The 20,338-nt window shown below is 44.8% G+C and carries 17 protein-coding genes; 1 reads left to right on the plus strand and 16 read right to left on the minus strand.

Translation table 11 applies throughout. The features are described from left to right. Positions 1-101 precede the first annotated feature (101 nt). The 6 genes from dnm_RS15625 to dnm_RS15650 form a co-directional block, all read right to left on the minus strand. Positions 102-1,181 carry a cytochrome c3 family protein gene (locus dnm_RS15625; protein ID WP_207677850.1) on the minus strand — a complete coding sequence of 360 codons (1,080 nt, stop codon included), beginning with the start codon at positions 1,179-1,181 and terminating at the stop codon, positions 102-104. Between the two features lie 383 nt (positions 1,182-1,564). Further along, the gene (locus tag dnm_RS15630) at positions 1,565-2,401 is read right to left on the minus strand and encodes a sulfite exporter TauE/SafE family protein (protein ID WP_207677851.1); all 837 of its coding nucleotides are present in this window, start codon (positions 2,399-2,401) and stop codon (positions 1,565-1,567) included. 13 nt (positions 2,402-2,414) lie between these two features. After that, the gene (locus dnm_RS15635) at positions 2,415-2,801 is read right to left on the minus strand and encodes a rhodanese-like domain-containing protein (protein WP_207677852.1); all 387 of its coding nucleotides are present in this window, start codon (positions 2,799-2,801) and stop codon (positions 2,415-2,417) included. 131 nt (positions 2,802-2,932) lie between these two features. Then, positions 2,933-4,033 (minus strand): heme b synthase, encoded by a 1,101-nt coding sequence (gene ahbD, locus dnm_RS15640; protein WP_207677853.1) that lies wholly within the window; start codon positions 4,031-4,033, stop codon positions 2,933-2,935. A 253-nt stretch (positions 4,034-4,286) separates the two neighbouring features. Beyond that, a complete protein-coding gene (locus dnm_RS15645) occupies positions 4,287-5,066 on the minus strand; it encodes a DUF4412 domain-containing protein (protein ID WP_207677854.1) in 780 nt (259 codons plus the stop codon). 312 nt (positions 5,067-5,378) lie between these two features. Then, positions 5,379-6,203 carry a putative molybdenum carrier protein gene (locus dnm_RS15650; RefSeq protein WP_207677855.1) on the minus strand — a complete coding sequence of 275 codons (825 nt, stop codon included), beginning with the start codon at positions 6,201-6,203 and terminating at the stop codon, positions 5,379-5,381. Positions 6,204-6,650: 447 nt separating this feature from the next. Here dnm_RS15650 and dnm_RS15655 point away from each other — a divergent pair, with 447 nt between their 5' ends. Then, positions 6,651-7,241 (plus strand): methyl-accepting chemotaxis protein, encoded by a 591-nt coding sequence (locus dnm_RS15655; RefSeq protein WP_207677856.1) that lies wholly within the window; start codon positions 6,651-6,653, stop codon positions 7,239-7,241. An 84-nt stretch (positions 7,242-7,325) separates the two neighbouring features. Here the strand turns inward: dnm_RS15655 and dnm_RS15660 are convergent, their stop codons facing one another. The 10 genes from dnm_RS15660 to dnm_RS15705 all read right to left on the minus strand — a co-directional run bounded on the left by dnm_RS15660 (position 7,326) and on the right by dnm_RS15705 (position 20,251). Further along, positions 7,326-7,754, minus strand: a complete 429-nt coding sequence (locus dnm_RS15660) for a contractile injection system spike tip protein (RefSeq protein WP_207677857.1) — start codon at positions 7,752-7,754, stop codon at positions 7,326-7,328. Between the two features lie 98 nt (positions 7,755-7,852). Beyond that, positions 7,853-8,443, minus strand: coding sequence for a hypothetical protein (locus dnm_RS15665; protein ID WP_207677858.1), 591 nt, complete (start codon positions 8,441-8,443; stop codon positions 7,853-7,855). Positions 8,444-8,471: 28 nt separating this feature from the next. After that, entirely contained in the window at positions 8,472-12,860 is a 4,389-nt protein-coding gene (locus dnm_RS15670; RefSeq protein WP_207677859.1) for a LamG-like jellyroll fold domain-containing protein, read from the minus strand. 476 nt (positions 12,861-13,336) lie between these two features. Beyond that, entirely contained in the window at positions 13,337-14,878 is a 1,542-nt protein-coding gene (locus tag dnm_RS15675) for a DUF6519 domain-containing protein (RefSeq protein ID WP_207677860.1), read from the minus strand. A gap of 166 nt (positions 14,879-15,044) precedes the next feature. Then, entirely contained in the window at positions 15,045-17,177 is a 2,133-nt protein-coding gene (locus dnm_RS15680) for a phage tail protein (RefSeq protein ID WP_207677861.1), read from the minus strand. Positions 17,178-17,459: 282 nt separating this feature from the next. Beyond that, on the minus strand, positions 17,460-18,011 hold the full coding sequence (locus dnm_RS15685; RefSeq protein WP_207677862.1) for a hypothetical protein: 552 nt from the start codon (positions 18,009-18,011) through the stop codon (positions 17,460-17,462). Then, positions 18,001-18,495 carry a hypothetical protein gene (locus tag dnm_RS15690; protein WP_207677863.1) on the minus strand — a complete coding sequence of 165 codons (495 nt, stop codon included), beginning with the start codon at positions 18,493-18,495 and terminating at the stop codon, positions 18,001-18,003. The genes dnm_RS15685 and dnm_RS15690 overlap by 11 nt, the downstream gene beginning before the upstream one ends. A 476-nt stretch (positions 18,496-18,971) precedes the next feature. Then, entirely contained in the window at positions 18,972-19,265 is a 294-nt protein-coding gene (locus dnm_RS15695; RefSeq protein WP_207677864.1) for a hypothetical protein, read from the minus strand. A gap of 9 nt (positions 19,266-19,274) precedes the next feature. Beyond that, positions 19,275-19,589: a DUF4258 domain-containing protein gene (locus dnm_RS15700; protein WP_207677865.1), complete on the minus strand. Its 315-nt coding sequence runs from the start codon at positions 19,587-19,589 to the stop codon at positions 19,275-19,277. Positions 19,590-19,897: 308 nt separating this feature from the next. Next, on the minus strand, positions 19,898-20,251 hold the full coding sequence (locus tag dnm_RS15705; RefSeq protein ID WP_207677866.1) for a hypothetical protein: 354 nt from the start codon (positions 20,249-20,251) through the stop codon (positions 19,898-19,900). Between the last annotated feature and the right edge of the window lie 87 nt (positions 20,252-20,338).

Below are 20,338 nucleotides of genomic sequence, written 5' to 3' on the forward strand. Positions count from 1 at the left end.
TTAGGGCATAACCTTTGGGATAAACGGTTTAAAAAAGCATCAGCTTTTTCACACCCGAGTTTATCCGCATTGCTATGTGGCGCTTTGTTGTTTCAAAAAAACTATTTTTCGTATGTTTGCTTTACATTAAGCTTATTCAACTCATCCTGTGTGAAGGGTTCTGCGTAAAGTCCCATCTGGACAAGCGGTTTTTGTTCAGCTTCAAAAGGTACCCATTTGCCATCTTTTTTATTAAAAAACGGCCAGTTCAGAAGATCAGGGACTAAGGGAACGATGCCTTTGTAAAACTGAGTCTTACCATCCTTAAATTCAGACATAGCATGTTTTTTACCTGAGGCAACCGTGTTGACTGCTTCTGTCCCGTGGCATTCTCCGCACTTTCTGCCATCACTCATTATTGAATGCGTTAAATACGGAGCATAAATAATAAAAGGTTTGTTTTCAGACGAAACCAAAGTTTGCAAATTACCGCTCGTAATTTTGCCTTTATATTTGACTAACAGCAAAAAATCTTTGATTTTTCCAACAAAACTTTTAGGTTTGCTCTTCGTCTTGGCAAATTCTCCAAAATGACAATTATAGCAAGTCATGGTGTTCCGAACATGACACGCATTGCAGTCCAGCTTGTCTTTATGGACGGTATGAGATTTCGTGCCTGGTATTGCAGGATAATCCTCCGAGTCTTTGGTGTGGCAATTACTACAGGCAGCATCCTTTGCAGCAGGGTCTCTCATGGTCTTATAAGCATTCCCGTCTCCGTGTATTTCTCTTGAGGTATGACAATCATTGCAAGTCATGCCTGCTTCTGTGTGAACATCCGAGGTACTCTTATCTTTATCCATTTTGACTACAGCACTTTCCCGGACATGGCATTTAAAACAGGTCTCATTTTTCTGAGCCATTTCCAAAGAGTAGCTAAGCCGCCCCTCTTTTGTTTTTTTAAGGTGACAGTCATTGCAACTTTTTGCATGACATTGTTTACACCCGAGTTTGTCATACGGAATGCCGGTCAAGGCCATGAATCCGTCTTCAGCCTCATACCAATACCGCATCCCCTCGGCAGTATGGTGGAGACTGGATGAGAAACAATCCTGCTGCTGCTGCTGGTCAGCATAAACTGACCAGCCACACATCATCAGCAATGTTACAACGGACAGAACAAAGCAAAGTTTGCTTTTCATAATTTTTTTTCCTTTCATTTAAGGGAATAAATAGTTGAAACTGCCACATAACGTCTGGGATAAACGTTTTGAAAAAACACCATTTCAAATCCGGATTCATCTCATTGTTATGCCCGTTAATATTTATATTCTGATGTTCAGGTTTTTTTGTGTCTGGATCCGCAATTACTAAATTTTCAACAGGTCAGAAGCTATAGGCTTTAAGCAAAAGATTATCCGGAGTGCCAAACTTGCGGTTTGGCAGAAGCGTCCGGTTTCCAGGCTTCGGAAATATCGCCAAACTGCAAGTTTGGCACTCCGGCCTGACAGACATTTTCTTAAAATCTATACGACCCGATTAAATCTGCCGCCAATTCTGCTGATTTAAAAATTTGTCAACAAACTCAGCCGATCGAAAAAGATGTGAACATCGAATATATGATTCCTTTTGTATGCAATGCGTTAATAATCATAAAAAGAGCCGCAAGCCAGTTGGTATAGGCGAAAAGCGTTTTAAGATGTTTGGGTTTTGCTTTCAAAGCAAATTTTCCGCCTATTATTCCGCCGACAATTGTAATAAAAGCTAAAAAAACCGCCCAGGAAGGATTAAAATCTCCCTGAACCGCATGTCCTGTAAAACCCATGAAAGCAATTGCCGCAATTAATGCGGATGCTGTTCCGACGGCTGTATGCATCGGAACTCCGCAGGCCAGTACCATGAGCGGAACCAGAAAAGATCCGCCTGACACCCCCACCATGCCTGAGCCAAAACCTGTCAGAACAGTGACAGGTAATGCAACCCACAGATTTACATTATATCTTTCATCACCTGATTTGAAATTTACGATTCCAAAATATGTTTCCTTGTCCGTATCTTTTTTCTCTGATATCGGAATGAACATTACCGCGCCTGCTATCAGCAGCATGACAGCAAATATCATTTTTAGTAAAAATCCACTGAACAAATGAGAAAAATAACCGCCTCCCAGTGCTGATAACGCTGTAAAACTTCCGATTAAAACAGCCAATGTCCATGATACAGATTTATTCTTTTGAAAAATTACCATCCCTGCAACAGACGCCGTAAAAAGAATAAACTGACCTGTTGTGGCTGCCTGGTGCATAGGGACATTTGCCATTGCCAAAATCACAACATAAAAATTACCGCCTCCTTTGCCCACCATGGTCATCAGAACAGCCACTGTGAATATGAGGAATCCTACGATACTCATTGTTATCATATGACAAATACCTCTATTCCTGAATAGCTTTAAGTACTTTTCCGGGCTTCAGGGCCTCTGTCAGGGCAGAATATCCGCCTTCCATAATGCGGACATCTGAGAATCCTTTTGACAACAAATATGCATAGACAATAGCTGATCTGACATTTGCAGGACAAAAAACAGCAACAAATTTTTCCTTTGGAATTTCGCCAAATCTGTCAGGAATTTCGTTGACCGGTATATTGACAGATTTTATATTTGAGTGATATTCCATTTTAACTGAGAGGGACCCTGCTTCCTCTTTTGACCGAACGTCCAGCAAAATCGCATCTTCCATGCCAAAAAATTTTTCAGGTGTTATTTTATGTTTTCCTTTACCAAAAAAGTCCAATGTAAAATTTTTAAGTATTTGTTCCATTACTGATCTCTTTTCCTTTGGAGACATAATCACTTATGCCTGTTTCATAAATGATGATACTGTTATCTGTTATAACGCTTCAGATTCAGACTTGTCCCGGCACGGAAATTGCGGACAGGTTGCCAATTGATTTACATTTCCTTCGCCCGATAAGACTTAGGCTGATAGCTGCAAAGCGGTTCTTCAGCGAGAAAATCGCCAGTCGCCTCATACGCCCTTGCCCTGCATCCGCCGCAGACGCGTTTGAATTCACAGTCCCCGCATTTTCCCTTCAGGTTATCGAAATTGCGTAAGGACAAGAACACATCCGAGTGATTCCAAACATCTGTAAAAGAGGTCTGTGTAATATCGCCGCAGTTGAGGTTGAGAAATCCGCAGGGCTGCACAACGCCTCTGTGTGAGATAAAACAAAACCCCGTGCCGCCCAGGCATCCTCTTGTGACCGCATCCAGACCGTGTGTTTGAAAACTGACGGATTTTCCTTCTTTTTTGGCTCGTTGCCGAAGGATGCGGTAGTAATGGGGCGCGCAGGTGGCTTTCAGTTGCAAAGGGGTTTTTTCCCTTTGGTCATAAAACCAGTTCAGCGTGTCTTCGTATTCCTTCGCGCTGATTTCCTGATCAACAATATACTTCCCCCGGCCTGTGGGGACCAGGAGAAAAATATGATGGGCGACCGCGCCCAGTTCTATGGCGAGGTCCTGAATTTTGGGAATCTGATCAAGATTTGTTTTTGTAATCGTGGTGTTGATTTGAAATTCAATGCCCGCTTCTTTTGCAAATCTGATGCCGCGAAGCGCGCTGTCAAACGCGCCGACAACGCCCCTGAAACTGTCATGGCTTTCTTTTACAGCACCGTCCAGGCTGATGCTGATTCTTTTAATACCGGCATCTGCCATTTGTCTGGCAGAGGTTTCCGTAATCAGGGTTCCGTTGGGAGCCATGACCATGCGGAGTCCTTTGTCAGTGCCATAGCTCGCAATTTCAAATATATCGGATCGAAGCAGGGGTTCCCCGCCTGTCAGAATGACAATGGGGGAGCCGGTTTCCGCAATCTGGTCTAAAAGCCGGAAACACGACGCAGTATCAAGTTCTCCGGTATAAGGCCCCTGAGTCGCGGCCGCACGACAGTGTACACAGGAAAGATTGCAGTTGCGTGTGATCTCCCACGCCACAAGGCGAAGGCTGGCTTCTTTTTTTTCTTGGTGAGGATGAGCTGATGTATCTGGTTTCATTGTTTCTCCGAATTTGGTCCGAAGCGCAGAGGGGCGAGGTGCAACAGACTCATTTGAATCATATGATTATGAGCTATAGATTTTAAGAAAATGTCTGTCGGTCCGGAGTGCCAAACTTGCAGTTTGGCATATTTCCGAAGCCCGGAAACCGGACGCTTTCGCCAAACTGCAAGTTTGGCACTCCGGACAATTTTTTTCTTAATGCCTATAAGAAAGGATGTTGTGCCTCTCCGCCCCGGGATTGATATCAGAATTACTTACCGTTAAAAATCTCTGACATGGACAATTTACGATACCCTTTGGGAATATCAAATGTTGATGGCGGAAGAGACTTTTTCTCAACCTTTATAACCTCATCTGTTTCAGGGTAGCCCTCTTCATCATAGTCTGTTTTTTTGAGGGGCCAGCCTTTGAGAGACATCAGCTCTGTTACTTTGGGCGAGGCCATGGCAATGTCCTCAGCAGATCTTCCGATACCGGCGTGAAAAGTCTTCATCATCTTCCCGAACCGTTTCATATCAACTTCCTTATCAACCATAATATCTTTGGCGATCCACTGATCCTGCCTGAGCTGACCATTGAACAGAATCTCATACTTGCGGACCTCATATCCGGCAATTTTTCCTGACTGGTCAGTGGCCCTGACCTCCACTTTTGGCAATGGCGCATCAGCGTGTTTTTTCATCTGCTGAAGTATCGTGGATTTCATTTTTTCTCTTTGAGCGGGCGGAAGCTTGGCAAGTTGCTTTTCCATCATCTTATCAATATTTTCCATGCTCTTTCTGGTCTGTGCTGCAAATTCCTCCGGTGATCCCATCCAATATGTCTTTTTTTTGGGGTCCGCGAAACATATTTTGTTCTTGTCCAAATCGAAAATTATCAGATGATCCCCTGCTACAAATTTCATCCTGTTGTCCTGAAGATACGATGTATGGGTATCGCCCTGGCTCTTTTCCACAAATACCCACCCGGCAAAAGCGCCGGATGTAATCCCCAGGAATAGGACAGTTAGCAAAAATATCCTGATCTTCATAATTCTTCTCTCCTTTTTTCATTAAAATCTTTGTGCCGGCTGTCTCTGGCCAACATGGTTTGAATCTGACATAAACAACGTGCGTATGTCATGTTATAATATATAATACGGACGGAAGTCCGCAACCTCCGTCCGGAATATTTTTCTGCCGCATGTCTGCGGGACAGGGCTGCGACTCCCGTCCCGCGACAGGTCCGGCAATAACAACTTTTACACATAGCAATTCAAATTTTTGAATTTGTGGATAAAATATCTTCAAAAACACAAGATATGGGACTTTCCCATATCGAACGCCGCCAGAATGATCCGGCTTTATTTAATGACTCTTAAAATATTATCCGATTCTTGCAGTTTTTTCCACAATTCTGTTACAATGATTAATGAAACATCATCAGGATAGTCATCTTCGGACAGAGGATGATACGTTTTTATAAATTCGTCTTCCCCTTCCCACAGCCTGAACTCATTTTTTATATACGCGCTTAATGACGAACTGAGGCCCGTTAATTTTTCTTTGGGCATATTTGCAATTTTACTTCTTTCGTTAAAAGATAATCTTGAAAAAAGCGCATCAACCGCGTTTTCCACTGTTTTGGGTAAGCCGATAAAATCATCGGGTTTTGTTTCAGCATTATCGGACACAGAAAAAGGATCATATCTGTCCATATCAATAAGCAGCATTTGAAAAGCAGTTTCCAGAATGTCTGATGCGATTTTGTATATGTCCAGCCCCTCACCTTCTTTCGGACCCGTGACATTCACAACTTCAAGTCTGTGATTTTTAATCCAGGATTCAATCTTCTGGGCAGCCTGAAAAGCAATGGTGATGTTCAGGTCAATACATGCCCAGGGACGTTTATGCCTTTCCGCAAATCTTCGGTTCAACGCGGAACTGGCTATGAGTTCCCCCTGGGATATGATGAGCGTTCCGTCCGAATCCAACACATTCTGCTCAGTTGCTTGCGAATAATTCGCATGAGGCATTTCCTGTAAACGATATTTATTCGTAAAAGGTCCGTTTTCGATTTTACGCCATTTGGGTACCCAACCGCCCCGGGCAACCCCCAGTTTAACTGCAACATCAAGAGCAGCCTGCTCCACACCGACCTCGCCACCGGAAATGATCTTTTTAATCATAATTTCCCTCCATTTTATCAGACATTATCGGAAATTAAAAGACTTTCTTCAGCAGATCGAAAAATTTCGGCTTTCAGGGTTCAGGCGGTCCGGTTCTGGCATTTCCCCCTCTGATTTCACAGAAACCGCCTGAAAACAGAATGTTCCGAACTTTCCTGATAAATCATAATTTCTGATTATATTCAAATGATAATTCATAATACCCTGCATTGCAACTTATGTTTCCTTTCTTTTTTATGTGCCTGGAATATTGGTTATAAAATCAGTCAGATTTGTAAAATTTTCAAAATATCGGGAACCTTTGTTAATAAAATTTTTATAGCATAATCAGTATGTTACTATATATAGATAATAGGAATCCCTGCTAGGAAGTTTCCCCAAAAATAAAATACTTGAAATACGGCTGAATTTTCCACATGTTCCCGAATCAGGTATATTATCTATTATTTGCTGGCTTTGAACGCCGCAGTTGAAGCGGCCCGTGCCGGAGAGGCCGGAGCCAATTTTGCGGTCATTGCCGAGGAAGTGAGAAACTTGGCGATGCGTTCGAGTGAGGCCGCTAAAAATACATCAGCGTTGATAGAAGCCTTCATTGAAAAGATACGAAGCAGTTCCGCATTGGTATGCAATGCGGACGATACTTTAAAAAATGTGGCAGCAGATGCAAAAAAGATGAAAGAATTACTCGGGGAAATATCAGCCTCATCCCAGGAGCAGGCCCAGGGGATCAGCCAGGTCGGACAGGCTATGAGGGAAATTGACAAGGTGACTCAGGAGAATATGGGAAGTGTGGAAGAGACGACTTCGGTTATTTACGATATAAATATCCAGACAGAACGCATGAAAGTGTTTATTTCAGAATTGATGACGCTGGCTGGTTCAAAAAACGGATACAAATCTGGCAAACCTGGAGTCAAAACCTTTGGCAAATATGTTGAAAAGCCATCCCTGCCTGCTGGCAATGTTGTTTTTTTAGAAGATACAAAAGCCAGATTTCAAGGTAAATCTTCTCTGAGAATTCCCCGGAGAACAATTTAATATTGACTTGGAATATCAGAATGAATACAAAATATAGCAAATAATATCCGGAGTGCCAAACTGTAAGTTTGGCACTCCGAATGATTATGTCCCCTTCACCCGCTTATTCCCATTGCTAAACATCCCCTTGCCCATATGCATCGGGACAGGATCGGTGGTGCTGACCGGCGGCGGCATCTGAGCCGGAGTCATCACTTGAAATACGGCATCGAACATCTGTCCTTTGAGTATGACCGGCTTGCCTGCTGATTTCGTGCGTATAGCCTGCTGGTTCGGAGCCAGCGCCATTATCTTCAGCATCCCCACACCGGAGATGGAATACGGGCCTGCCACATAGGGGCATCCCGGAACCATCACCATTTTTTCATCCCCGACAACGCAGACCAGCTTTTTCGTGACAAGACATCTCGCGCCTGTCCCCGTTATCACACCCGGCATCACGGTCACAACGGCCGCCCCGAAGTTGGGAAGAAAAATGACCTGATCACCTGTTTGTATTATAAAATCTGACATAAGAAGTAATTAAGTGCCTGAAGTGACTAAAGTGAGCTAAAGTTGAAAGTTGAAAGATATACATTTTAGTCACTTTCGGCACTTTAGCTCATTTTAGCTCACTTTAGCTCACTTTTGACATTTCCAACTATTTTTTTAAGTTCGGCACGCACAGGTTTATATTCTTCCTTGAGTGCCTCGATATCCGCCTTCATTTGGAGATATTTTTTCTCCCGTTTGTCGTCCCGGGGCTTGTCTTCATAAAGCCATTCCACCAGACCTTTTATGATCTTTGTTTCCAGTCCTGCCGGGTATTTTTGGGCGACTTCATACTCAAACTTGTCATCCAGATACTTGAATATTGCCTTGCATTGTTCCTCGGTTTTGACGAGATTGTTATCCAACACAAAGCGTACCTTGTCAAAATCGTCTGTGTCAGTATCGGTATCATCGCCGGTTCCTTCGAATTGAAAAAATTCGCCAAACCCGATATCACCGTCAAGAATCTTTTCTTCATCCGTTTTTTCGACAACAAACCCGTTTTCATCCACGTTATAGTAATCCGGCATATATGACAGATCGCTTTTCAGTATCTCCATGGTTTCCGGATCAAAACCGGAATAGACCTGAGTGCCTTCCAGATTTTCGCTTAACGGGGCAGGATCTATGTGAAGTATTGTTTTTGTTTTTTTGTCTCTTGCTATATACATAGCTCACCTCTGATTTATTTGTGTAAAATTACCAGGAGATAATGACCTGTCCGTTACCCGACCTGACACCAGCCTGAGTCGAAGCGTTTGTCAGTCCACCAATATAGGAGGATCCACCGCCACCACCAGCCATGTGGTAACCGCCACCGCCGCCGCCATAGTAACCACCGCCGCCGCCGCCAGCCAAAATATTATGCCCTTTACAAGAGTTTCCGCCGAAACCTAAACTACCATCCATGCCATTCCCGCTATTATGCTTTCCACCGCTACCTCCACTGTTTTGTGATCCACCTTTACCATTACTTGTAGAATAGTTAGAATTGCAACCTCCATCCTTCCCCTCTAATCCTCCTCCATCGCCTCCGCAGCAACCACTATTATGTCTTCCTGTTCCACCACCACCACCAGCAACAATAATTCGATTTTTTAATTCAGAACCACCAATTCTAACATCAGAAGCACCTCCGCCGCTTGCGACTATCCAAGAGGTGTTTCCATAATTATAAGCTGTTCCACCCCCATTATATCCTCCTGACACTGGCGAAGATTTCGATTTGTTTCCTTGACCACCTATACAAATATATAATGTCTCTCTTTGAGAAACTTTTCTGTCTCCTTTAGCGTATCCTCCTTTACCACCCTCCTGTTTTGAGTTGGCAGTTCCCCCCTGCGCCCCCCATGCTTCAATCCTGATCAATCCAATGCCCGCAGGAACTCTCCATGATTCAATTTTACCCGAGTAGTCAAAAATCTTTGTCTCCATAGATTTTATGCTTACCCGGATACTTCTTTCTCTGCTTTTGCCGCTTTCATTCGCTGTTTTGACAGATACCGTATAAGCCTTATTTCCGGATTTTACAGCAATTGATTTTGAACCCTGTCCACCAGTGATAGCGGCTCCTGTGACACTCCATTCATATCCGCTTGCTCCGGGTGCTTCCTCAACCGAATATGTTACCTCTGCGGAAGGAAATATTCTTTTTGCGCCCGCAATATCCCCGGGTGCGCCCGGAAACGGCTTGACCAGCTCTGCCCATGCATTGCCATCACAATATTCCGCTATACACGAATCCGGGTTATATCGAATCATGCCGGGTTTGTCATTTTCACCAACAGCCTCATCTTTGCCCAAAGGAACGGGGCCTGCCGCGGCCAGTCTCAATCTTTCGCTCTGGGGTCCGATCCCGATCCGATCTATGGCGGTTCCATTCCTCCAAGTTACATAATCCCCCTTATCCTTAATCCGCACCGGCAGTTTTGTATTTTCCTCAGCATTATATCCAAGCTGGCTGCTGTCATTCGCACCGCACGCATAAATATGATCATTGGACAGACTGAGCATGACCGTATGATAAAAACCAGCCGCAATGCCCTTTGCATATGGAAAATCGCCGCCATCTGCATCTCTGAAAACCTTTGCCGGTGTGTTGTTCGCGTTCTTGGAATTATTGCCAAGCTGTCCGTAAGTGTTGTCGCCCCAGGCAAAGACCCTTGTTTTAGTATCTTTTTTCGTCATCACCGCGCTGTGTTCCCCGCCCGCGGCGATGGCGACCACAGGATCCTCGGCATTTTCAATTTTCACCTGCACAGGGACGTTATTGCTCTGCCCCTCATAAAGCAGCAGCCCGGGTGACGCTTTCCACGTCGCGCCGCTTATGGTTCCGTCATGATCCCCTGCGGAGTCGGTTATATCGGTTCCGGTTCCCTGATCCAGTCTCCAGTAGCCTGCCAGCCCGGCTTCCTTTCCCGACATCCTGCGCTGGATATGAGTTTCGATTTCACTTTCCGAACGGGATCTGTTCCAGACACGCAAGTCCGCAACATTTCCATTAAAATAATTCCCGCCCTGGCTCCTTCCGATATACAGCTTTCCGCTTCCCTGGAATGGTTCGTGATCTTTCTCAGACACCTCAAGCCTGCCATCAACAAAAATTGCCATCTCCTTTTCCGCTTTTGTATAGCGCCAGGCAATATGATGCCAGACATTTATGCCAAGGTCTGTTTTGCTTGTCAAATCGTTGTTCAAAAATCCGAGATGCGGTTTGCCATCTTTCATGCCCAGGCACAAGGTCTGACCGTTAATATTTCCGTCCGTGCCAAGCACCGTGTCCGTGCCTGAAAAAGCGCCGCTGTTTATCCACGCCTCGACCGTGAAATCACCATCCTTCAAGCCCAGATATGAGGCATTGGTCAAGTCCGCATAATCATCGCCGCCGAATCCGAGAACAGATTTCGGGGTTTCGATCTCAGAAGCCGTGGAACCGTTCCCAAGCTGTCCCTTGTTGTTTCTGCCCCAGGTAAACACCGACCCGTCTTCCTTGAGCGCCATTGCGTGGTTGTTGTACGCGGATATCGTCACGACTCCGCTCAGATTTTTGACTTGGACCGGAACAAGGCTGTCCTCATTGGTTTCATTGCCGAGCTGCCCGTAAAAATTGGAACCCCACGCCAGAACAGTGTTCTCTTTTGTCCTCGCCAGAGTGAAATATTTTCCCACCGCCACTTCTTCGACATTGCCGAGGTAAACATTCTCTTTTGTCTTTACCTGCACCGGAGCGACACGATCTATTGTGGTTCCGTCCCCGAGCTGACCAAAATCGTTCTGTCCCCATGTCCAAACTGTGCCGTCCTGTGCAAGCGCGACAGTATGACAGGGACCCGCGGCGATCTGCTTAATCTCTTCGAGAGGTCTGTAAAGGGAAAGTTCGTCAGCATCGCCCCATTTGGCCTTGTCTCCCTTCAGGACTCCGTTATTATTTTTTGCACAATCCGCCACAACAGATCCTGCGCTTTCATCGCAGCGCCAGCACCCGACAAGTTGGGGATGATCCTCGGGTTTGACCCGCCACTGCATATATTTTTTTAGCTCCTCGGCAGATCGCATTGTGTTCCAGATACGCGCTTCCGCAAGCTTTCCTTTAAAGGGGATAAAATCAATGCTGTCCTGATATACGCCGATCACAAACCTTCCCTGCTTGGGGTTGCCCGGATCCGTGACCGGATAGTTGATATCCCCGCTCTGAACTTCAGATTCCGCCTCCATATTGCCGTTCACATACAGTTGCATCTTTGTGCCGGTATAGACCCCTGCCAGATGATACCATGTGCCGGGTTTATGGTCTTTCTCCGTTTTCAGATAAGTAAGATCACTCTGCGAAATGCTGTCCATCCTGCCCTGGGATGAAATGGCAAAACAAAACCTGCCGTTCCTGCTGCCCAGAAGCCAGCCCTGCTGCTCAATTTCATCTTCTATGACACCTAAGTATCCGCCTTTTTCCTGTATTTCAGAAGGCTTTATCCATATTTCCGCAGTAAACGCCTGCCTGAACAGGAGCTTTATCGTATCAGCAGGACACACATCTATATGATCGTTTGCCGCGGTCAGCTCCGCGCAATAATTTGCATAGGAGCTGCTTCTTTCGAGCGTTGTCACAGAACCGCTCATGCTGCTTATGCCGATTCCGTCCTCGTTTTCCGACCGCACCCGAAAATAATATTTGGTTGTTTCGGTCAGACCGCTCACAGCCTGTTTTGTGTCTGTGACTTTTTTATTTTCAAAGCCTGCGACAAATGCGGCGAAATCCGGATCCGTGGAAACATCAAGATAATAGCAATCTGCTTCCGCCACAGCCTGCCATTTGGCAATAAACGCATTACCCCGAATATCCTTTTCCGGATCCGGTTCGACAATCTGCGGCGGGGGCGGCGCGGGCGTAAAGCCTCCCAAAGTCAGGGATTCATCCATTATCCACACGACTTCCGATCCTTTGATTTCGCCAGTCTGCTCCGCTTTGCCCAGTGCCCAGTTGTCCACATATCCATCTTTGTCACCGCGCAGGGGCCAATATCCCACAATATCCGGAAACTTGCTGCCATCAAGGCGTTTGTTCATATTCCCGTTGATCTCTTCCTCGGAGCGGGCTATGTTCCACAAACGCACCTCGGCAATGCTGCCATAAAAAGGATACGTCTCGTCCTGGTCTATGAAAGCCCCGACCACGAATTTCGCATTTTCCGGGTATAAAATGCCGCCGGACTGATCTCCGGAGATGCCCATAAGCTGGCCGTTCACATAAAATCTCATTTCCTCGCCATCATACACACCCGCCAGATGCCGCCATCTGTTCAGCGGAAATTCCATATCATCCCGAAGGTATGTGAACCCTCCCAGCGGGGCTTTCGCCAAAGAAGCCAGCGCAAAGCTGCATCTTCTGCCAAAAGGGATGCCCAGCATCCATCCTTTTTCAATCTCGCCCTTATCCTCCATGATCCCGACGAAACCGGTCCAGATATGATGGTCAGCCTGCCTGACCCATGCCTCAATGGTAAAAGCCTTTGAAATCAGATCCTTTGCCATATCCGTATCGCCCAGCAGGATATAATTATCTGTTCCGTTAAATTTAAATGTCCGTATCACGTTGTTTCTCCTGTATGCAATTATCCGACATCTCCAACTCAGAAAGATGTCAGCACGGAAAACTCTATTTTACAGTGGCGTTATGATTTGCAGCCAATCATTCTAACAGGAATTTCTCAATAAATAATCTGCCCGAACATGCCTGCTAAAATTCCGTTCCGCTCCATTTTAGCACTCCATTCTAACAGGAATTTCTCAATAAATAATCTGCCCGAACATGCCTGCTAAAATTCCGTTCCGCTCCGTTCCTCCGCTCCACTCCATTTTAGCACTCCGGATTCGGGTATATTAACTCTTTGGAAGTTCCTCGAAATACTCGTCGAAAGCATTATCAATTTTAGCCACTTTAGCTCACTTTAGCTCACTTTTATCACTTTAGCTCACTTTTATCACTTTAGCTCACTTTAGCTCACTTTAGCTCACTTTTATCACTTTAGCTCACTTTTATCACTTTAGCTCACTTTTATCACTTTAGCTCACTTAATACCGACTTTCTTCTCCAGATCCTCAATCCGCTTCTCCAATTTTTTTATAATCTGTTCGATTCCGCCCTCGAACTTTGCGGCCCGGATACTGCGGGCATAAATAATCTCTGCGGTCAGGTCGCCATTTACATCGAGCCTTGAAACAGGAGATTTTACGCCAACACCGATATTGCCCCTGACATCCAGGGATTTATTGAACGTCATATCTCCGGTAATCGTGTCCCCTTCTTTGCTGACCAATCCCGTGACCAAATTTTTAAAAGGAACCCTGAGATCATTGGTCAGTGTCCATGCCCCATTGTAGCGCACCACCACCCCGAGGCAGGCATAACAATGGCGGACACCATAAGGCGGCTGAGATAAGGGATTTCCGCCAGTGTCCCGCTCCCAGTAAATATTTTTCATCAGCGTTCGTGAAGGAATGAGCCAGTAATCCCCGGATTTGTAATAGGAAGAGCCGGAATCAGCATCAAATTGAATCTCGATATCATTCTCTGTCTTCAGCCATTCCCCCTCTTTTACGCTGCCCGTTGCGTCCCATAATCTTGCCCGGGTATGAAGCTGCCGCAGGCGGTCGGTTTTGGCAACACTGCCGCCCCCGATAATGTCATTGTACCAGCAATCCTCATCTTTTTCTTTAATCTTCAAGGTGAGAGCATCATCCGCGGCCTGATTGATTTCAGCAAGCACGCCCGGTTTTCCGCGTAACTCAAGTTTGTCGTTGGTTACCTCAATGATCTCTCCGGCTCTGAAGCCCTCTTCCATTCCCCGCCCGATTCTCCAAATCGTAACGGTGCGATCAGTGATCCCCGTCACCTCTGCCGCGATGGATCCGTTATCCCTGGACCATTTGAATGAAGCCGCTTCCCCCTGCCCCGGGGTATGAATCTCAATGCGGTACAACTGATTTCCCAAGGTGCTGCCCGTTCCTGAAACCCGTGCTTTAAGCTGACCCGTACTCAGAGGAAGGTCATCTGAATTCTTTGTTTCATCAGCCGGAATCCATTCCTTACCCGGTTTGAACCTGTCTGTTTCGCCATCATCGAGTTTCAGGTTTCTGTCACCAAGCCTGAGCAGCTTTACCTGCCACAAGTTTTTAAGCCTGGCAGCCGTATCCTGATCTCCCAGGGCCGCATCTCGCATATCCGGCTCCTCAAGAGCAGTCAGATGGTGTCTCCACACATCCAGATAAGCCAGATACAAGCCATCATCCCCGGGCAATTCCTCATCAGGCAAGTCAGGCTGCTCAGTGAATCTCATATCATTTTCATTCTCAATGAGCATCCCATCCACGTAAAACCGTCCCTTACCGATCAGGAAATCGCCATTTTCACCTTTTATCTCAAACCCCGGATTTTTTTCCGGCGTTCCGCTTTGACCTATGAAATCCTTTACCTCAGTCTCCATACGGTGACGTGCGATTTCAAACTGCTCATTAATATCCGCATCCGTCTGCACCCGTCCCTGCTGCACAAGCACGCCGCTATAGTGTTTTTTCGGATCAAAAGTAATTCTTGAATAATCGCCCTTCATGGTTTTTGCTCCTTTGTCATTGTTAAATCTCCCACACCATGATATTTAGTCAATTCTCCGGAGTGCGGAAATGGAGCGCAGCGGAATTTTCGCAGCTTTCACAATTTCTCGGAGTGCAATTTTTGCGAAAATTCCGCTGCGCTCCATTTCCGCACTCCCTTTCCTATTAGGTCACATAAAAAACCCCCGCCTCCATATCCTGCCTTAAATACTCATGGATCACATTTTTCAAATTTTCTTCCCTCTGATTTTGGCGCAAATGCTTGAACGCTCCCATTTCCGAGCCGCCCTTTGTGCCCCTGCGAATTTCGTCAGGGCAGATATGGCTGAGTTGGGCATATCCGGGATTTCCGTATTTAACGGAAGTGAAATGGGGCCGCACGGATATGGAACCCACAGAAGCAGGTTGACATCTGTATTTTATGGGTAACAGAGAATCAGGCGGGGCATAACTGAAGCGGATATAACCGAGCTGGCATCGCTCCGCAGTGACCGTGCCTGAAAATATGGTTTCCGAAGCAGTGAGTTCCCTGACCCGAATCTGACCAAACACGGTGACACGCCTCAAAACAGAAGGCGGTCCCCATCCCTCGGAATCTTTATCCTGACCAATAGCCATGCCCGTGGAATTTTCATCCACAATTGAATCTGTTATCTCCAGGGATACTGCCGCATCCGCAGGCACATACACGGGGCCTGTGATGGTGTGAGAAATATCTATACGAATATCATGAGCTTCCGCATCAGCAAGAATTCCCGCCGAAGACGATACGCCGGAAGCAGACGGCATAATCGTACTGTGCAGGACTTTCAGGCTGACACCGCCCCTGAGTCGGACAGGTTTGTCTATCCGTAATCCGTTCATAATAAGACTTGCCTGTGTATCTTTTTGTTCGGGACCCGCCAATTCCAAGCTGACAAGGGGACAGATACATGGCTCTTTGCCATCTGCCGCCTCTATTATGAGGTGAGTGCCCGCGGGGAGATTTATAACGAATTCTCCTTCATAAACCCCGTTATCCACAATTCTTATAATCCCTTTCAGGGGCGTGGAGCCGCTGTTTTCCGCGCAATACGCATCCCACCTGTCAAAAGCCTTTTGCAGTGTATTCAGTTCCGCACCGTTTCCCACAAGGAGTTCCAAACCTGCTGAAGATGAATCCGTCAGCACGGAAGTTCTGTCATATGAACCTCCGCCAATATCCGCGCTGAACCCGTAATAAAAATTCACAATCACATCGCCATCTTTCAACGGATTTTCCTGCAAAAACGCTTTGGAAAAAGCCATTCTGCCCAGTTCCACATCCACAGCCACGGAAGGGGACAGTTCATTTCCCTCCGTGATCTCTTTTCTTTCTAAAAGTTCCCCGTTCCATTCACTGAGGTCCGCGCTGATCACCTGCATGGGGGGCACTGGTTTGTCTTTTACCATAATGTGCATACTGCGATCCGGCCCATAAAAAGCAGTATTTTCTGAGCGATGTCTCTCAAAGATGTTGATCTCTTTCTTTTTATATTCTTTTAAATCTTTCTCAAAAATATCCCGGTTGAGCAAAGCAGGAAGATTATATGCCTCTGAAACAGACGTTAAGTCATTATTTGTCTGCGCCTTGTTGAATAAAGGTATGTCAAGCCCCGTGGGACTGAAAAAAAAGCAGCCTTTTTTTTCGGAACAGGAGCGAGCAGGATATCCTATGGCTGCATAGCTCTGCAAACGCCATAAGAACAGACCGATATTGGAGATATTGTACTTTCCCTGTTTTCCTCCGGACGAATTTTTATCTCGCCCTATGGAACGCACATCCATGAGATGAGCCGTTGAGTCAAAAGGCCCGCCGGACTGGGCAATGGCTGATTTGTCACGGAAATCAAGTGTCATGCCTCTGTCCAATCTGACATTATATACACACTGAGTTATGGAAACTCTGTCAAAGAATTCCACAACCCGGGTACGCCATCCTGTTACGTCATATACCACATTTTCCAGAACCGCTCCGATTCCTTTGCGCCTCCTGTAACGAACAGTATTTGCAATGCGCCTGCGCTGACTCGTAATGACGCTTTTCTCATCCAGGATATCCCGAACCCCCAACAGTTCGCCGATATAGGGCAGAACCCATTCCTGGCAGGTATCCACGAACCAGTTATCATAAAGCCTTTCAATATCCGCCTCCACCACGCGCATTTCCCGTTCCATCACCGACATGAACGCGCGTAGCGATTCTCCACTTTCAAGGTCCCGCTGGCGGTATATCGCGGGCAGAAGGTTGTATAATCTTTCAGTAACAGGTTGTTTCATGTTCCCCCTATAAATTTTAAAATGAGCCAAAGGATGTAGGAAATAAGGTGGGTGGAGCGCAGCGCAACCCACCTTACGGTGTAATGAGATATTTTATTTTCACATATTCCGATCTTGTTTTTAAAATCAGTCCCGCTACTGGAGCGATTGGCTTTCCGGTAATTGATACCAATGGAAGTTCCTGATTTTATCAGATGATTCCGTATAACGCCAGGCTAACCGACGCAAAGGGCGGAGGGAGCGAAGCGGCCAGAGACCTTTGTGTCCGTGTTCGGCATCAGGTTAGGCAGGTCTTGAGATTGTACCAAAATCAGGGTGTTCTTCTAATTGTTTGAGAATTTTTGAAATTATCTCATATGCCTTTTGAGGCGTAATATTGGGCGGCGCATCTTTGCTGATGTTGCGATGAGCCACCCAATCCCGATATTGTTTTATCTGTTTAGCCTGCCCAATAATATCAGGATCAATAACCACCTTGAATAGGTTCAGGATATCGTCAATTCTCCAATACTCTATTTCATGTTCCACTTTCTCATGAATTTTTTGATTAAATGCGGACGGGGGATTGCTTAAAATCCTTCGCCCCTGTATTTGCAGATATTCCATTATGGTTCTCTCAAATGCTGCCCATAAAGATAATATGACATAGTCATTTGCATCGGTTCTGCTTTTTTTAATCTGATTTATCGAGTCTTCTTCGGAGGTTGCCAAAAAATTGGTTCTGTTTAAAAGGCTCATGTCTTGTTTTAATATACCTCTTTGTGCAATTTTCAGACAATCACATATCACCTGATAAGATTCCCATATCGGGTCAAGAGGATTTTCAAAACTCATAATCCGATACCTCCGACAATAAATCAAAGAACAAATCTTTGTTTAAAACATGAGCCTTACCAAGTTTTTTATCTTCAATCCAATACCATCCTGCCTTTTCAAAGCCTTTGTAGAGGGAATGACCATTTTTTGACACCTCCTGATCTTCATCATCATTTATCGAAGTCGTCCCAGACGTTTTCATTTTTATATCTTTTTGTAAATAAATAAGAATCTGTTGGTCAAAGTTTCCAATCAAATCAATACGTCCATTTGCACCTATTGTCCAAGCACCGACAGGAATCAGTTCCGCAATCTGATTATTTTTGTCTTTATAAATAATCAGCTTTTTAGTTATATATTTACCTGATGCCTTTTCATGTATATCGTACTCAATTTGTTCAGAGAAAAGAGATTTTTCTTTCAACCATCCCTCAATCATGGTATGACATTTTGAAACATTATTAAGGTATTTGGCTAAAATTACTTCATTTTCTTTGCTCATTGCAAATCTCCTTATAAGAAATATGGTGGTGGTACAGATATGCTGATGATATATTAATTTTAAAATGTCAGCGGAACGAAAAACGCCTCGAAAAGCTCCAGGCAGATTGGAAAATCCGCCGGAAATGTCCGGGATTTGTCAATCCCGGACGAGCATGAAATATCCCCCGAAAAGCTCCCGGGGGATTGGGAAATCCGCCGGAAATGTCCGGGATTTGTCAATCCCGGACGAGCATGGGGACGGATTCCGACGACTTTTTTTAGTTCACTTTGGTCTCCCTCATATTCAAAACCAACCCCGTCCGAAACGTTTGTCCGCCGTGTTGAAACATCCCGGACGAGGTTGCAAACCCCGTCCGGCAAAAGAGAAAAATAACCTCGCCTTGGTGGTGGGTTACGCTGCGCTCCACCCTCCCTGTGGCTACTGTCCGGTGCAACGACTTGTCACCCACCTCTAATTGCGGTATGTTTTTAAAGTCAGCAATAGAGTTCTCTTTCAACTGGAGGAAATTGTATGCCAACATGAGGAGCAGGCAGAACTTTATCCTGTTGCATGGATTCAGCGTCAAAAATCGGATCTATTATTGAATCAATATATTTTGCAATTTTACTTGGAATTATTCTGTAAAAACATTTTGTACAAACATTGGCAGGAATTCCTATAACGTCAATTTGGGTTTCGCATTTTTCTCTTTTGTATAGAATGTTGATAAGCTGAGGTTGCATTTCCGCACCGCATTCCGGACAATTTCTTTTTCTTAAAAATGTCATAATTTCACACTATTTCTTCCGTATTTGATATTTAATCCAATATTTGCTGTCGGGAACGTAACTTGTGACTATGACGGGCTCCTCCAAATCAGAATAATCAACTACAATATGAACAGGCAGATTATCTTCTTCAATTTCCGAATATATCAGGATTCTTTTACGTTCCGGATACTCTTCGATTATTTTTCCATTTATGGCTACATATTCAAGTTTCTTAATTGTTTTTGGATCAATACCATCTTTCCTACCCTCAATAATGGCATGATCGCTAACAGCATATTCACCACTTTTAAATCTTGCAAGTATTTCTTCAAATATATCCATTTGACTTTGTTTATGAATTTAAAACTTTAAAATCCACCGGAAACGTCCGGAATTTGTCAATCCCGGACGAGCATGAGGACCGATTTCCGGCGACTTTTCAAATATCAGCAGATCGAAAACATCACCAATCCAGCGACATACGGAATTGCCGATCCGCTTCGCAGCTAACTCAACAGGCCATTCGCTACAATACCGGGTTATTTTTTCCAAACCGGATTGCTTCGCTGCCTTTGTTTTACTCCCCTGTTTCCTTCGTTGAAACCGGAATGCCTCACATAACCATTTGTTATAAAATTCGATTTGTTTCATTAAATAATAATAGGTGATCCATATTTACGAAATAAATCCCATAGTACAGACATAACACTTTTTCGAGAATGCCTTAATATTCCATCTTTTGAATAATCCCTAGCTTCAATTTCTTTGATGATAAATCTGGATGTATATACCTGTAAATACAATCTTTTAGTTAAATTTATAGCTTCCTTTTCCCTCTTTTTATTGAGTCGCGTAATATTAATATTTTCCTTAATATTTTTCCTCTTTTTTTTCTTTAACTTTCCATAACTGTATAACCCCTGATTTACAAGCGATTCAGTTTTTTCCTGATGTATCCTAAGTATTTTATATCCGCTACCACCAGATTTGAACAATTTTGACATATTATTCCTCATGCCTTATAATTTTAGATGGCTAGCCAAATTTGTTGATAAATCAAATGTTAAGAATCACTCTGATATATTGTTTGT

It is taken from the genome of Desulfonema magnum, assembly GCF_017377395.1.
In the GTDB taxonomy this organism is placed as follows: Bacteria; Desulfobacterota; Desulfobacteria; order Desulfobacterales; family 4be13; genus Desulfonema_C; species Desulfonema_C magnum.

Coding starts and splice junctions, on each gene's coding strand:
- dnm_RS15635 (WP_207677852.1), bottom strand. CDS start 2,801: ATGGAACAAATACTTAAAAATTTTACATTGGACTTTTTTGGTAAAGGA.
- dnm_RS15700 (WP_207677865.1), bottom strand. CDS start 19,589: ATGGATATATTTGAAGAAATACTTGCAAGATTTAAAAGTGGTGAATAT.
- dnm_RS15660 (WP_207677857.1), bottom strand. CDS start 7,754: ATGTCAGATTTTATAATACAAACAGGTGATCAGGTCATTTTTCTTCCC.
- dnm_RS15690 (WP_207677863.1), bottom strand. CDS start 18,495: ATGAGCAAAGAAAATGAAGTAATTTTAGCCAAATACCTTAATAATGTT.
- ahbD (WP_207677853.1), bottom strand. CDS start 4,033: ATGAAACCAGATACATCAGCTCATCCTCACCAAGAAAAAAAAGAAGCC.
- dnm_RS15625 (WP_207677850.1), bottom strand. CDS start 1,181: ATGAAAAGCAAACTTTGCTTTGTTCTGTCCGTTGTAACATTGCTGATG.
- dnm_RS15675 (WP_207677860.1), bottom strand. CDS start 14,878: ATGAAGGGCGATTATTCAAGAATTACTTTTGATCCGAAAAAACACTAT.
- dnm_RS15685 (WP_207677862.1), bottom strand. CDS start 18,011: ATGAGTTTTGAAAATCCTCTTGACCCGATATGGGAATCTTATCAGGTG.
- dnm_RS15630 (WP_207677851.1), bottom strand. CDS start 2,401: ATGATAACAATGAGTATCGTAGGATTCCTCATATTCACAGTGGCTGTT.
- dnm_RS15695 (WP_207677864.1), bottom strand. CDS start 19,265: ATGACATTTTTAAGAAAAAGAAATTGTCCGGAATGCGGTGCGGAAATG.
- dnm_RS15645 (WP_207677854.1), bottom strand. CDS start 5,066: ATGAAGATCAGGATATTTTTGCTAACTGTCCTATTCCTGGGGATTACA.
- dnm_RS15705 (WP_207677866.1), bottom strand. CDS start 20,251: ATGTCAAAATTGTTCAAATCTGGTGGTAGCGGATATAAAATACTTAGG.
- dnm_RS15665 (WP_207677858.1), bottom strand. CDS start 8,443: ATGTATATAGCAAGAGACAAAAAAACAAAAACAATACTTCACATAGAT.
- dnm_RS15650 (WP_207677855.1), bottom strand. CDS start 6,203: ATGATTAAAAAGATCATTTCCGGTGGCGAGGTCGGTGTGGAGCAGGCT.
- dnm_RS15680 (WP_207677861.1), bottom strand. CDS start 17,177: ATGAAACAACCTGTTACTGAAAGATTATACAACCTTCTGCCCGCGATA.